12 protein-coding genes are annotated in these 13,762 nt (G+C 66.8%); 4 read left to right on the forward strand and 8 right to left on the reverse strand.

Features of this window, described 5'->3' with window-relative positions:
• Positions 1-71: 71 nt before the first annotated feature.
• From GGR43_RS11715 to GGR43_RS11725, 3 genes are read right to left on the reverse strand one after another with little or no spacing between them, the layout of a single operon-like run.
• Entirely contained in the window at positions 72-887 is an 816-nt protein-coding gene (locus tag GGR43_RS11715) for a ferritin-like domain-containing protein (protein ID WP_188072139.1), read from the reverse strand.
• A gap of 4 nt (positions 888-891) precedes the next feature.
• Positions 892-1,356: a thioredoxin-dependent thiol peroxidase gene (bcp, locus tag GGR43_RS11720; RefSeq protein WP_188072140.1), complete on the reverse strand. Its 465-nt coding sequence runs from the start codon at positions 1,354-1,356 to the stop codon at positions 892-894.
• Positions 1,357-1,358: 2 nt separating this feature from the next.
• Entirely contained in the window at positions 1,359-4,049 is a 2,691-nt protein-coding gene (locus GGR43_RS11725) for a bifunctional [glutamine synthetase] adenylyltransferase/[glutamine synthetase]-adenylyl-L-tyrosine phosphorylase (RefSeq protein WP_188072199.1), read from the reverse strand.
• Between the two features lie 204 nt (positions 4,050-4,253).
• On the opposite strand from GGR43_RS11725, the gene GGR43_RS23755 reads away from it, so the two are divergent.
• The gene (locus GGR43_RS23755; RefSeq protein WP_281392480.1) at positions 4,254-4,376 is read left to right on the forward strand and encodes a hypothetical protein; all 123 of its coding nucleotides are present in this window, start codon (positions 4,254-4,256) and stop codon (positions 4,374-4,376) included.
• Between the two features lie 161 nt (positions 4,377-4,537).
• Here GGR43_RS23755 and GGR43_RS11735 read toward each other — a convergent pair whose 3' ends face one another.
• Both GGR43_RS11735 and GGR43_RS11740 read right to left on the reverse strand, forming a co-directional pair.
• A complete protein-coding gene (locus GGR43_RS11735; protein WP_188072142.1) occupies positions 4,538-5,158 on the reverse strand; it encodes a sigma-70 family RNA polymerase sigma factor in 621 nt (206 codons plus the stop codon).
• Positions 5,159-5,355: 197 nt separating this feature from the next.
• Entirely contained in the window at positions 5,356-6,156 is an 801-nt protein-coding gene (locus GGR43_RS11740) for a response regulator (RefSeq protein ID WP_188072143.1), read from the reverse strand.
• Between the two features lie 468 nt (positions 6,157-6,624).
• On the opposite strand from GGR43_RS11740, the gene GGR43_RS11745 reads away from it, so the two are divergent.
• Positions 6,625-6,858, forward strand: a complete 234-nt coding sequence (locus GGR43_RS11745; RefSeq protein ID WP_188072144.1) for a NepR family anti-sigma factor — start codon at positions 6,625-6,627, stop codon at positions 6,856-6,858.
• Positions 6,859-6,959: 101 nt separating this feature from the next.
• Positions 6,960-8,543, forward strand: a complete 1,584-nt coding sequence (locus tag GGR43_RS11750) for a sensor histidine kinase (protein WP_188072145.1) — start codon at positions 6,960-6,962, stop codon at positions 8,541-8,543.
• A gap of 212 nt (positions 8,544-8,755) precedes the next feature.
• On the opposite strand, the gene tgt is transcribed toward GGR43_RS11750, so the two are convergent.
• Complete coding sequence (tgt, locus tag GGR43_RS11755; RefSeq protein ID WP_188072146.1) at positions 8,756-9,898, reverse strand: tRNA guanosine(34) transglycosylase Tgt; 1,143 nt, start codon at positions 9,896-9,898, stop codon at positions 8,756-8,758.
• Positions 9,899-10,150: 252 nt separating this feature from the next.
• Positions 10,151-10,306 carry a hypothetical protein gene (locus tag GGR43_RS11760; protein WP_425502200.1) on the reverse strand — a complete coding sequence of 52 codons (156 nt, stop codon included), beginning with the start codon at positions 10,304-10,306 and terminating at the stop codon, positions 10,151-10,153.
• Between the two features lie 279 nt (positions 10,307-10,585).
• On the opposite strand from GGR43_RS11760, the gene GGR43_RS11765 reads away from it, so the two are divergent.
• Positions 10,586-11,575, forward strand: a complete 990-nt coding sequence (locus tag GGR43_RS11765; RefSeq protein ID WP_246343632.1) for a crotonase/enoyl-CoA hydratase family protein — start codon at positions 10,586-10,588, stop codon at positions 11,573-11,575.
• Positions 11,576-11,746: 171 nt separating this feature from the next.
• Here the strand turns inward: GGR43_RS11765 and GGR43_RS11770 are convergent, their stop codons facing one another.
• Positions 11,747-13,720 carry a putative bifunctional diguanylate cyclase/phosphodiesterase gene (locus tag GGR43_RS11770; RefSeq protein WP_284277684.1) on the reverse strand — a complete coding sequence of 658 codons (1,974 nt, stop codon included), beginning with the start codon at positions 13,718-13,720 and terminating at the stop codon, positions 11,747-11,749.
• Between the last annotated feature and the right edge of the window lie 42 nt (positions 13,721-13,762).

A 13,762-nucleotide genomic window follows, 5' to 3' on the forward strand; every position in this document is an offset into this window, starting at 1 on the left:
CTGGCGGATTGAAGCTTTGTGTCAGCAGAAACCGTCCCTGCCCCGTGGGAACCCTGTCTGACAGACGCGCGTTAATAAGCAAGCGGCAGATAATATTCGCGCGTTAAACCGGCCTGATCGCGCGCCGAGTCGTTGAACGGAGGCTTCAGACGGCCCCGAAAGTGCCGATTTACAAGGTTTTGGTAATGATTTGGGGCTGATACGCCCAATCGTTTCGTCCCTTCCTCAAACCATTTCGTCCCGAAATGCACATGGCGGATTTCGTCCGTCATGATTCTTTCCAACATCTTCGCGGAAGGCAAATCGCCTGCCTCGGTAAAGCGCTCGATCGTCGTCGGGGTGATGTCGAGCGCCCGCGCCTCCAGCACCATCGGCACGATGGCGAGCCGGGCGAGCGCGTCATGCGCGGTTTCCTCCGCCGCCTCCCACAATCCGCCATGGGCGGGCAAGGCGCCATAATGGCTGCCCAATTGCCGCAACCGCCGGTCGAGCAAGGCGAAATGCATCGCCTCGTCCGCGCCCACGCGCAGCCAGTCGTCGGTGAATGCGCGCGGAAATCGGCCGCCGAAGCGCCCCACCATGTCGAAGGCGAGGTCGATGGCGATGAATTCGATATGGGCGAGCGCGTGCAGCATCGCGATCCGCGCCCGCTCCGACCCGGCCTTGCCGCGCTTGGGCATGCGGTTGGGCGGCAGCAGCTCCGGCCTTTCCGGCCAGGCGGGCCGGTCCGGCATCGCCGCGTCGAAGCGATGCGCCAGACGGCCCAGCCGCCAGTCGCGCGCGACCTGCCGCGCCGCCATCAGCTTCGCCTGCGGCTGCGCGGTCAGCAGCACCCGGCGGCACGCCGCGCCAACGCTCTCCCGCGCCGGATCGTCCCTCTCGATCATGCCTTCAGCCAAGCGCCTTAGCGGCCTCCAGCACCTCGGCGGCGTGGCCCTTCACCTTGACCTTCGGCCAGACGCGCACGGCCTTTCCCTCGCCGTCGAACAGGAAGGTCGCGCGGGCGATGCCCATATAGGTGCGGCCATAGAGGGATTTTTCCACCCATGTGCCGAACGCCTCGCACACCGCGCCATCCTCGTCGGAGGCGAGCAGCAGCTTCAGCCCATATTTGTCGCGGAATTTGGCGAGCCTGGCGGGCTTGTCCCGCGACACGCCGACCACCGCCACGCCCGCCGCGTCGAACTGGTTCGCCAGTTCGGTGAAATCCTTCGCCTCATTGGTGCAGCCGGGCGTGTCGGCCTTGGGATAGAAATAGACGACCAGCGGCCGCCCCCGATAGCGGGACAGGGGGAAGGACACGCCATCGGCATCCACCAGCGTCGCTTCGGGCATCGCGTCGCCTGTATCGAGCATATTCATGCCTCCTCGGTCGGAACGCTGGCGGCGACCGCGCCCCAGCTTGCCGCGACGCTTTGCCGCGCTTCGTCCAGCATGGCAAGCAGGCCGTGCCAGTCCCGCGCGCCGCATCGCGCCGCCACTAGCGCGCGCGTCGCCTCCGGCGGCTCGGCCGAGCCGGGCGAAACGAGCCGCGACACCACCAGATAGCGCGTCAGCAGATCATGCGCCGCCTTCAGGCCAGCATCCAGCAGCCCCGCACCGGCCAGAACGTCGATCGACCGGCCCAGATCGGGGTCCACCGCCGTCTGGTTGGCCAGTTGCGTCACCTGCACCAGAAATTCCAGATCGACCAGCCCGCCGCTCGCCAGCTTCACGTCGAGCGCCCCGGCGGCGGGCTTGTGGGTGGCGATCATCGCCCGCATCTTCACCGCCTGCCGGGCGAGGTCCAGCGGATCGCGCGGAATGGCGAGCACCCGGTCGATCACCTGCTGCACTGCCGCCCGCCCGGCCGCCGAGCCGAAGATCGGCCGCGCCCGCGTCAGCGCCAGATGCTCCCACGTCCACGCATTGTCCTGCTGATAGCGGGAGAAGCTGTCGAGGCTGGCCGCCAGCAGCCCCTGCGCGCCGAAGGGCCGCAGCCGCGTGTCCACCTCGTAGAGCGGGCCCGACGCGGTGGAGACGGACAGCGCATTGCCGACCCGCTGCGACAGGCGGTTGAAATATTGCGTCGCGCCCAGCGGCTTGGCGCCGTCGGATTCCGTCTCATAATGGCCGGTGAACAGGTAGATCAGGTCGAGGTCCGACGCATGGGTCAGCACCCCGCCGCCCAGACGGCCCAGCGCGACGATCACCAGCTCGCCACCGGCGACCGTGCCGTGGATCTTCTCGAACTCCTCGACCGTCGCCTGCCCCAGCACCTCGACCGCGCCATAGGCAAGCCGACCATAGCCGCGCCCGACCTCCAGCGGATCGGCCGCGCCGCAGACGATCTGCGCGCCCAGCGCGAAGCGGCGCTCGCCCACCTTCTGCCGCACCCGATCGAGCAGCAGCTGATAATCGTCGCCCTGCTCGCCGCGCTTCAGCCAGGCGACCAGCGTGTCGAGATCCGGTATCGGCTCCAGCGCGCTGGCGTCGATCAGCCCGTCGAGCAGCTCCGCCCGGCGCGCGAGCGCATCGGCCAGCACCGGCGCATGGCTCAATATCGTCACCAGCATCGTCACCAGCGCGGGGCGGGCCGCCAGCAGCTTGAAGAAGTTGATCGCGCTGGGCAGGCGATCGATCATATGGTCGAGGCGGTTGAGCGCGGCCATCGGGTCCGGCGCCTTGGCGAGGCCCGCGAAGAGGCCGGGCAGCAGTTCCTCCAGCGCCTCCCGCGCCGAGGCGCTGCGCAATGCCCGCGCCGATCCCGCCCGCCAGCGGCCGATGCGCGTGGCGGCGGCCTCCGCCTCCGCAAAGCCCATCGCGGCCAGTTGCCCGACCAGCCCGTCCGGCTCGACGGACAGGCGCCCGTCCTCCTTTTCCGGGGCGAGCCGGTCGTAATTATTGCCCACCCACGTCACATGCGGATGCAACAGATCGAGCAGCGCCCCACTCGTCTCCAGCCCGTGGAGCCGCGCGACATTGGCCAGCGCCGCGTCGTCAGCGGGCAGCTCGTGCGTCTGCCGGTCGTCGACCATTTGCAGGCGGTGCTCGATGGTGCGGAACAGCACATAGGCCTCGTCCAGCCGCCGCGCGACGTCGCCGCCGATCACGCCCGCCTCGCCCAGCCCCCGCAGCGCGTCGCGGGTCGCGCCCGCACGCAGATCCGGCTGGCGGCCGCCATGGATCAGCTGATGCACCTGCGCGAAGAATTCCACCTCGCGAATGCCGCCCCGCCCGCGCTTCAGGTCGTAGCCGGGGCCGAAGGCCTGGCCGCTGGCATAATGGTCGCGGATGCGGCGGCTGATGTCGAGGATCGCGTCGATCGCCCCGAAATCGAGCGAGCGCCGCCACACGAACGGGCGGATCGCCTGAAGGAAGTAATCGCCCAACCTCCGGTCGCCCCCGCACACGCGCGAGCGGATGAACGCCGCCTGCTCCCAGCCCAGCGCCATGCTCTCATAATAGGAGATCGCGGCCTCGACCGGCAGCGCAATCGGCGTCGCCTCCGGCGAGGGGCGCAGGCGCAGGTCGACGCGGAACACATAGCCGTCGCCGTCGCGGGCGGAGAGTATCTCGCTCATCCGCCGCCCCAGCCGCACCGCCGCCTCGACCGGCTCCTCGCGCGCGCGGCGCGGCAGCGTTTCGGGGTCGAAGATCAGGATCGGGTCGATATCGGAGCTGTAATTGAGCTCGCGGCTGCCGTGCTTGCCCAGCGCGATCACCGCGAAGCCGCGCGGTTCCTCGCCGGGATAGCGCTCGGCGAAGGCCGCCATCAGCGCGGCTTCCACCGCCTCGTCGGCGAAGTCGGACAGGGTGCGCGTGACTCGCTCGAAATCCCAGGCGCCCGCCAGATCCGCCACCGCCGTCACCAGCGCGACCGCGCCGCGCCTGCGCCGCAACGCCTGCGCCGGGCCGGACGCCCCCTCCCCGGCCCGCGCGGCAAGCGACCAGGCGGCCTCATCCTCCCCGGCGCGAAGGCGGGCGGCGATATCGGGATACCGCCCTGACATCATTTCCAGAAATGGCGAGAAGCGTTCCGCCCTTGCCAGTGCCCCGTCCCAGTCCATTCCACTCCCGTCCATTATATCTGTTGCAATCAAGCCACGTTCGCTTTCGTTACCGCTTGCATTTCATCGATTCCGGGGGAACCATGCCGCAGCCTCCGCGTCTTTCCTAGCATGAATGACCGGAATAACATCTCTGCTGCATCGAAAGGACGTACACGGGCCGCCCATTTCGTCACGGTGACTGGCTTCAGGCATTATGAAGGCATGGGCCGCGCCCTTGCGTCGGCCTATTCGGCGGTCGATCAGGCGGATTTGCCGGAGGATATGATAGACCTGCTGCACCAGTTGGACAGCGCCACCGGAACGAACGGAGCCGCGCAGGGATAAGACCGCGCCCAAGCCGCTATGCGCCGGGGCGATAACGACCGATCCTCCTATGAGTGACCGTTCGGGCTGAGCCTGTCGAAGCCCTGTCCTTCTTCTTGCCCAGGAGAAAATCAGCCGTTGGGCTTCGCCCGCACTACGGGCCAGCCCACAACCGCCTTGAATCAGGAAGAATAATCCGCGCTCAGCCGGTCGACGTCGGACATGATCTCGGCGAGCGGGCCGTCGCCCGAAGGCTCCTGCCCCCGGCGCGAAGGAAGGGCGCCCTCGTCCATGATCTGCTCCAGCGCCGCCCGTCCGCGCGCGACGCGGCTCTTGATCGTGCCGACGGCGACGCCGCAGATCTCGGCCGCTTCCTCATAGGCGAAGCCGCCCGCGCCGACGAGGATCAGCGCCTCGCGCTGCGACTGGGGCAATTGCATCAGCGCGCGTTGCAGGTCGCCGAGCTCGATCTGCTTGTCCTGCCCGGCCGCGGCCGACAGCAGGCGGTCGGCGACCAGTTCGTCCCATTCGCCCTTGAAGCGCGCGCGGCGCATCTGGGAAAGGAAATGGTTGCGCAGAATGATGAAGGTCCAGGCGCGCATGTTGGTGCCCGCCTGAAAGCGCGACCGGGCGGCCCAGGCCTTCATCAGCGTTTCCTGCACCAGATCGTCGGCAAGATCGCGCGAGCCGGAAAGCGAGCGGCCGAAAGCGCGAAGATGGGGGATAACCGCCGTCAATTCCTGCTTGAACTGCTCATCGCTCAGTGTCGCATTGGTGTCGGGATTATCCACTGTTTCTCTCATGCAAATCCCCCGACTGATGGCGAAACGGACACGCCACATCAAATGGACGCAAGGTCCGCCAACGAACGCCACTGGCGCCGGTCCGGCCGATTGTCCCCATTATCACCGACCAACGCCTCATTCGCAAGCCGGTTCCCGCCTCGGTCCGTCGCGAAATCCGGCGAGGCGTCCGGCACCTGCAAATCACGCCGCCCCGCTCACGCCGCCGGGCTGGTCGCCGCGTCGAAGAACAGCGCCTGCGCGATCGCCGCCTTGACCGTGGAATGCTGGAACGGCTTGGTGATGAGGAAGGTCGGCTCCGGCCGCTCGCCGGTCAGCAGGCGCTCCGGGAAAGCGGTGATGAAAATCACCGGCACGGAAAATTCCGCCAATATGTCCTTCACCGCGTCGATGCCGCTCGAATTGTCGGCCAGCTGGATGTCCGCCAGCACCAGGCCGGGGCGATGCGCCCGCGCCATCTGCACCGCCTCGTCGCGGGTGACGGCGATGCCGGTGACGTCATGGCCCATGTCGCGCACGATCATCTCGATATCCATCGCGATGATCGGCTCGTCCTCGATGATGAGCACGTCGGCGCGGGTCTGCCGCTCGATCTCGTTCAGCGCCTGCGCGACCAGCGTGTCCACCTCGGCGGAGGAAACATCCATCAGATAGGCCACCTCCCGCTCGCCGAATCCCTCCATCGCGGTCAGCAGCAGCGCCTGCCGGGGATAGGGCGCGACGCGGGCCAGCCGCGCGCGCGCGATCGCCTGACGCCCGGTTTCGTCGCTTTCGTCCACGCCCTCGCCATCGAGGCGCGCCGACGACCAGATCGCATGGAAGGTGCGGTAGAGGCCGAGCCGGGCATCGACATCGGTGGGGAACTCGTCCGGCGCCGCGACGATCGCCTCCAGCGTCGCGCGGACATAGGCGTCCCCCTGCATCTGGCTGCCCGTCAGCGCGCGGGCGTAGCGGCGCAGGAACGGAAGATGCGAATATAGCTGCTGGCCCAGTGACATGTGATTATTGCTCCCTGCCTGTGTCGGCATCCCTGCCCGACATTTCCGCCCGATAGTTCCAACGTGCCGCCATGCCCGCCGCCGCCTGGGGGACGGGAATGAAACGGATCGGTCCAGCCTATATCCCCGCCATTCCCGCGACAAGATCGCCCTTGCAAAACCGGCCCGCAAAGCCGCCCTGCCGGGGCAATCCCACCCAAAGCCGTGCCAGCCGTGATGGTTGCACAGAAATGTTGGAACAAACGACGCGGAAATAGGTTTCCAGATCAGGTCCAATATTCTTCCGGGAACGCGGATCGGGTCGTGGGAAACGCCTATTCTTATTGCATCGTCCCACAAGTGCTGGATAGGATGGACCGTCCGCCATCGCCCTTGCGTCGCAAAGGGACCGGCGGCGGCGCCGGTCGCGGGACGTCGCGGCAAAAGGCAATTTGGGGGAATGCTAATGGCGGTATTAGGGAATAAGGAATGACGGATAATGACGACAAGCCGCTGACAGGCCTGCAAACTCGTCCCGGCGCCACCCCTGCCGCCCCATCCTGCTCCACGACGGCCACCGGCGGAGAGCATCCGGCCTCCCCACCCAAGGGGCTGACCGAGGAAGACGCCAATCTGGGCCATGCCCTGCGCGCCATCTATCAGCAGACCGTGGAGGAAGCGATACCGGACGAGATGCTGAACCTGCTCAGGCATCTCGACTGAGGGCGGCGTCCGGCCGCAGCCTCCTTTCCGCGTTCGCCCGCCGCATCATGGACCCGACCCCGCCCTTCTCCCCTCCTCCCCCCGCACGGGCGGCCGCGTGGATGAAGGGAACCGCGGGCAAGGCGTTCCTCATCATGATGCTGGCGCTGTTGCCGCTCGCCATCTCGACCATCATCGTCAACTGGCATTCCATCCGGACCACCGAGCAGGAAAAGCAGGAGCTGCTGATCGCGGCCACCCGCCAGAACGCGGCGCAACTCGCCGCGACCGTGACCGCGATACAGACCGCCCAGTCGCTGACCGCCAATGTGCTGGCCGACAATCCCGCCGACACCCATATCTGCGACCGCCTCCAGCATCTGTTCAACGCGATGACCGACGATGACGGCCTGCTGGTCGCGATCTTCGACCGGCGGGGCGAAATCCGCTGCCGCTCGGAGAATGCCGCGCGGCTGGCCGGCGCGCTGCGGCAGGCGGGGCAGGATGCGCCCGAGGTGCTGCTCGTGCCCGATCTGGACGGGCTGCTGATCCGGTCGGCCAGCCGGGACGGGTCGGTCACCGCGCTGGCGCTCTATCTGCGGCCCGCGCTGGCCAAGCTGACCAGCGACGTGGGCAACGGCGCGGACCAGACGATCACCCTGCATCAGGGCGACGTCCGGCTGGTCCTCGCCTCCAGCACGGGGGACCAGAGCCGGTCCCGCGCGCGGCTGAGCGCGCATGCGCCGGTCACGCCGGATCGCACCCCCGCCCTCACCGGCGATCAGGCCGACAGGCACCAGCTGGTGCTCGACAATGAAGTGATCGACACGCTGACGAGCAACGCCAGGATGATCTCGCTGCTGATGCCGCTGCTGCTCTGGGTGGCCGCCGTGTTCCTGGGCTGGCTGGTCGTCCACTGGCTGCTGATCAAGCCGCTGACGACCCTGCGCCGGGAAATCGCCGCCTATACCCCCGGCAAGATCATCCGCCCGCCGCATCTTTCCCGCCTCGCCTCCAGCGAGATCGAGGAGCTGGGCGAGACGTTCCACCGGATGAGCCAGGAGGTCGCCCGGCACGAGGAAGGCATGCGCGCCGCGCTGGAGCGGCAGACCCGCCTGACGCGCGAGGTGCACCACCGGGTGAAGAACAACCTCCAGATCATCTCCAGCCTCATCAGCCTGCACTGGCGCGCGGCCGAGGATGCCAATGAGGGCGACGCCTATCTTTCGATCCAGCGCCGGGTGGACGCGCTTGCCGTCGTGCAGCGCAACCATTATGCGGAACTGGACGAGGAGCTGGGCCTGCGCGCGCGGCCGATGATGAACGAGATCGCCTCCGCCCTCAAGATATCGGCCAAGGTGCAGAGCGGGCGCAACATCGACATCGCCGTCGATTGCGACGACGTGATGCTGCACCAGGACGTCGCGACCGCCATCGCCTTCATGACGGCGGAGCTGGCCGATCTGGTGATCGCCTATGCGCCCGACCAACGCTTCACCATATCGCTGCTGCGGCTGGACGGGACCGAGGGGCAGGCCCGCTTCTCGCTGGTTTCCCCGATCTTCCGCCAGGCCGAAGGCAGTGAGCCGGCAACGATGCGGCTCTATGAGCGGGTGCTGGCCGGCCTCGCCCGCCAGCTGCGCACCCCACTGGGCCATGACGCCGAAGCGGGCGAATATCACATCACCATCCCGGTGACGGGGTGAAGGCGCAGTCTTGGCGACGCGGACAGGCCGGAGCAACGGGCCGGTGCCAGCCTGAAATCAGGCATAGCCTTTACCGTCACCCCGAACTTGTTTAGCTGCGCTGGCCTTCGGCTCAGGGTCCATGCCGCCGGATCAGCCAGCGGACTGTGGGCTTGATGGATGCTGAAACAAGTTCAGCATGACGATGGGGCATGAGGCACCCCGCCCCTATCCTAATCCGCCTGCCGCCCCTTTCCGTAGCGCGTCCGGAAAGCCTGGGCGAAGGCGGAAAGGCGCTTTTCCGCGATAGCGTCGCGCAGATGCTGCATCAGGCTCTGGTAGAAATGGATATTGTGCTGCGTCATCAGCATCGCGCCCAATATCTCCTTCGCCTTGACCAGATGGTGGAGATAGGCGCGGCTCCACCCGGTGCAGACGGGGCAGCCGCATTCGGGATCGAGCGGTCCCATATCCTCGGCGAAGCGCGCGTTGCGGATGTTGAGCGGGCCGGTCCATGTGAACGCCTGTCCGTTGCGGCCCGACCGCGTCGGCAGCACGCAGTCGAACATGTCGATCCCGCGCTCCACCGCGCCGACGATATCGTCCGGCTTGCCGACGCCCATCAGATAGCGCGGCCTGTCCTCCGGCAACTGGCCCGGCGCATAGTCGAGGCAGGCGAACATCGCTTCCTGCCCCTCGCCCACGGCAAGGCCGCCGACCGCATAGCCGTCGAAGCCGATCTCGACCAGCGCCTGCCCCGACGCCTTGCGCAGCCCTTCGTCGAGTGAGCCCTGCTGGATGCCGAACAGCGCCGCGCCCGCCGCATGATCGACCCCGGCGTCGAACGCATCGCGCGACCGCTTCGCCCAGCGCATCGAGCGCTCCATCGACCGCGCCGCCTCGTCATGGGTCACGCCGTTCCTCGTGCATTCGTCGAACGCCATCACGATATCGCTGCCGAGCAGGCGCTGGATCTCCATCGACCGCTCCGGCGTCAGCATATGCTTCGACCCGTCGATATGGCTGGCGAAGGCGACGCCGTCCTCGCTCATCTTCGTCAGCGCGGAAAGGCTCATCACCTGATAGCCGCCGCTGTCGGTCAGGATCGGCCGGTCCCAGCCCATGAAGCCGTGCAGGCCGCCGAGCCGCGCCACGCGCTCCGCGCCGGGGCGCAGCATCAGATGATAGGTGTTGCCCAGGATGATGTCGGCGCCCGCCGCGCGGACCTCCGCCGGGCGCATCGCCTTCACCGTGGCGGCGGTGCCCACCGGCATGAAGGCGGGGGTGCGGATGTCGCCGCGCCGCATCGCGATGGTGCCGGTGCGCGCCTTGCCGTCGGTGGCGGCGATGGAGAAGGAGAAACGGGGTCGAGTCATGCCCCGCCTTTACGGCGTCCCGCCCCGCCTGTCAGCCCCGCGCCTTCGGCGGCAGTCGCAGACGACCGCAGGTCAACGGCGATCCGTTTTAGGGCGTGCGGCTATTCCGTTCAGGGCGAGGGGGAGTCGCAGACGGCCACAGGCCAACATGCTGGATCGAGAACCGGCGCGCAGCGACCTAAAGGGTCGTGAGCACCGGAAGCGCGGAAAACCGCCATTTGCAGCCCGTCATGGGCGGAATAGCCGCATGCCCTAAGCGATGTGGCCGGGCAGGAAATGCAACAGCCCCGACCGGGGACCGAAATTCTCGACCCGGCGATAGCGGCCGATGAAGCAGATGCAATCTTCCGACAGCCGCAGCGGCCAGCTCTCGCCGCTGTCCGTCTGCAACACGAGGGTTACGACCACCTTGTCTTTACGCCGCCGAATCATGGACTTCGTTTCTAGCGGCCAAGGGTTAGCAAATGGTTTGCCCCCTTTCGGGACAGTTCGCCGCCCCGATCGCCGGCCGCATCTGTTGCCCATTTACCATAGGATTTGAAAAATCGGCTCTTTTCCGTAACAAAAGAGCCACATCGCGCGGTGAAAATAGTTAAGGAAACTGGTTAAGGCTTGTCTACCATTGCGCTGCGGCGGGCTCCCATGCTCCCTTCGGCGCCGGGTCGGATTTCGAAAATCGGGGGTGAAATGAACAAGGTAGACCTTGAAGCTCGCACCATGGCGGACGAAGCGGCTCCGGCCGGCCGGGCCGTGGCCCGCGGCATCACCGATCTTTCCCGCGATTCCGGCCGCATAGCCCAGGTCGAGGACCTCTCCCCCGAAGACGAGGTGGAAAGCCGGCTGGGCCGCTCCAAGCTGTTCGACCTCGGCCAGATCGACGTGCAATGGGATGCCGACCTCGGAACGCTGTGGGCGTTCATCACCCCGCTCGACCGCCCCAACTACAATCTCGGCCTGCTGCGCGACACGATGGCGTGGCAGATGGAAACGCGCAAGGTGTTCGGCACCGGCGACAGCGAGCTGAAATATATGGTGCTCGGCTCCCGCTTCCCCGGCGTGTTCAATCTGGGCGGCGATCTGGAGATGTTCGCCCGCTGCATCGAAAATCAGGATCATGAGACGCTGCGGCAGTACAGCCATCTGTGCGTGGAGATCGTCGACCGCGTCTGGCATTGCAACGACATGCCCGTCATCAACATCGCGCTGGCGCAGGGCGACGCGCTGGGCGGCGGGTTCGAGGCGATGATGTGCTTCGACGTCATCATCGCGGAACGGCAGGCGCGCTTCGGCCTGCCGGAGGTGCTGTTCGGCCTGTTTCCCGGCATGGGCGCCTATTCGATCCTCGCGCGCAAGCTGGGCCATGCGGTGGCCGAGCGCATGCTGCTCTCCGGCAAGATCTATACCGCCGAGGAGATGTACGACATGGGCCTCATCACCGTGCTCGCCGATCCGGGCTGCGGCGAGGAGGTCGCGCGCGACTATATCCGCGCCAATAGCGGGCGGCACAGCGGCCATGTGGGCATTTACCGCGCGGGCCGCCGGGTCGCGCCGATGCAGCTCGACGAATTGAAGGACATTGTCGACGGCTGGGTCGATGCCGCGATGAAGCTGACCGACAAGGACCTGCGCATGATGCGCCGCCTCGCCACCGCCCAAACCCGCCTGCATCAGCGCTGAAACGGGCGCGGGAAGCGCAGATTCCACCGCAGGATCGCCCGAAATGTGGTTCAGGTGGAGCCGAGAAGCGTGATATTCGAGCATCGGAGCGCAGCGACCTAAAGGGTCGTGAGCACCGAAGCGCAGAATAGCGCGGTTCGCAGGCCCGCATGGGCCGCATTTCGGACGATCCTAGGCGCGGCGCGCGCGGGCTTGCCGCAACTCCGACGCCATCGCATCGCCGATCGTCATCCTGCGCGCGATCATCGCGTCGATGACCGGCCGGGGCTGGGCCATCGACATCAGGAAGCCCTGCACATTATGGATATGCGCATCGCGCGCATATTGCAGCTGCTCGGCGGTTTCGATGCCCTCGGCGACGATCTCCATGCCCAGCGCCTCGGCCAGATGGCCGACCGCGCTGACGATCGCCTGATCCTCCTTGCTCTCGGTGATGCAGCGCATGAAGCTGCGGTCGATCTTGATCCCGTCGAAGCGGTAGGAGCGCAGATAGCTGAGTGAGGAATAGCCGGTGCCGAAATCGTCGAGCACCAGCCGCAGGCCGATCTGCTGGAGCGCGCGCAGCATCTGGTGGGTCTGGCCGTCGTCGTGGAGGAAGATCGATTCGGTCACCTCCAGCTCCAGCCGCCGGGCGGACAGGCCGCTTTCCATCAGCGTCTCGATGACGGCGCGCGGCAGCTCCCCGAAGCGCAGCGAGGCGGGCGAGATGTTGATCGCCACCCGTATCTCCTCCGGCCATTGCACCGCCGCGAAACAGGCCTGCCGCAGCACCCATTGGGTCAGCGGCTCGATCATCCCGATGCTCTCCGCGATCGGGATGAACTCGGCCGGGGACACCGCGCCCAGCGCCGGATGGTTCCAGCGCAACAGCCCCTCGCAAATATGGATGCGCCCCGACTTCACGTCGAAGATCGGCTGGAAATGCAGCTCCATCTGCCCTTCGGCGATGGCGCTGCGCAGGCCGCGCTCTATCTCGTGGATGCGGTGGAACCGCTCCTTCATCGACCAGGCGAACCCCATGACGCGGTTGCGGCCCTGCGCCTTGGCCTCGTAGAGGGCGAGGTCGGCATGCTGCATCAGCTCGTCGGCGTCGCGGCCGTCCTGCGGGCCGACGGCAAAGCCGATCGACGCGGAAATGGCGAGATGATGCGCGCCCACGTCGACGCCCTGCTCGAAACAGATGCGGACTTCCTCCGCCATCGCCTGCGCCTCGTCCCGGCCCGCGCCGGGGCACAGGATGACGAACTCGTCGCCGCCGAAGCGGGCGATATGCCCCCGCCCTTCCAGCAGCGCCGAGAGCCGCTCCACCACCGTCACCAGCAACGCGTCGCCGACCATATGGCCGAGCGAATCGTTGATCTCCTTGAAGCGGTCGAGGTCCATCCACAGGATCGCCAGCGCGTCCTGCCCGTCCCGCCCCTCGCGGTTGTCGTCGAACAGCTCGCGCAGGCGCATCTGCATCGCCATGCGGTTCTCCACCCCGGTCAGGCTGTCATAGCGGGCCAGCCGCTCATATTTGGCGGCGAGCAGGGATTTCTCCTTCTTGCCCCGCAACGCCTCGACAACGATATGGTGGGTGGTGCGGGTGATCTCCGCCATGGCGATCACCATGGTCGCCAGCACGATGGCGAGGATGCGATAGCCGAAATTGCCGTCCAGCCACAATCCCAGCGCAGTGGGCAGCAGCGCGAGGCAGGTCTGCCCCACCGCGATCTTGATCCGCCCCGCATTGCGGCCGGATATGCCGGCGGCATAGCCCGTCGCCAGCGCGACCGACAGGATGTGGATCGCCGGATCGTCGAACCGCACCAGCGTGATGAACGCCAGCGCGCCCAGCATGCCCGCATAGGCCCAGGCGCCCAGCTCATAGGCCATTTCCCACAGCCGATAGGTGCCGCCGCGTCCGCTTTTGAGCTTGCGATAATAGAAGATGGCGGAGGTGGTGCGCGCGACCGCGATCAGCGAGATGACGACGGTGAAGAGGATCATCACCGGATCGCGGGAAATATGCGCGATGGCGAGGCTCAGCAGCAGCCCGGCGAGCGCGCCGATGGCAAGCGAGGTGGGCGACGCATAAAGGCTTTCGACCAGCGCGCGGCGGAGGTCGGCTTGACGCACCTCTTCGCCGACTATGGCCTCCAGCACTTTTCTGCCCAGCTTGCGCAAACGGTCCTCCCCATTCGGCTG

This window comes from Sphingobium jiangsuense (assembly GCF_014196495.1).
In the GTDB taxonomy this organism is placed as follows: domain Bacteria; phylum Pseudomonadota; class Alphaproteobacteria; order Sphingomonadales; family Sphingomonadaceae; genus Sphingobium; species Sphingobium jiangsuense.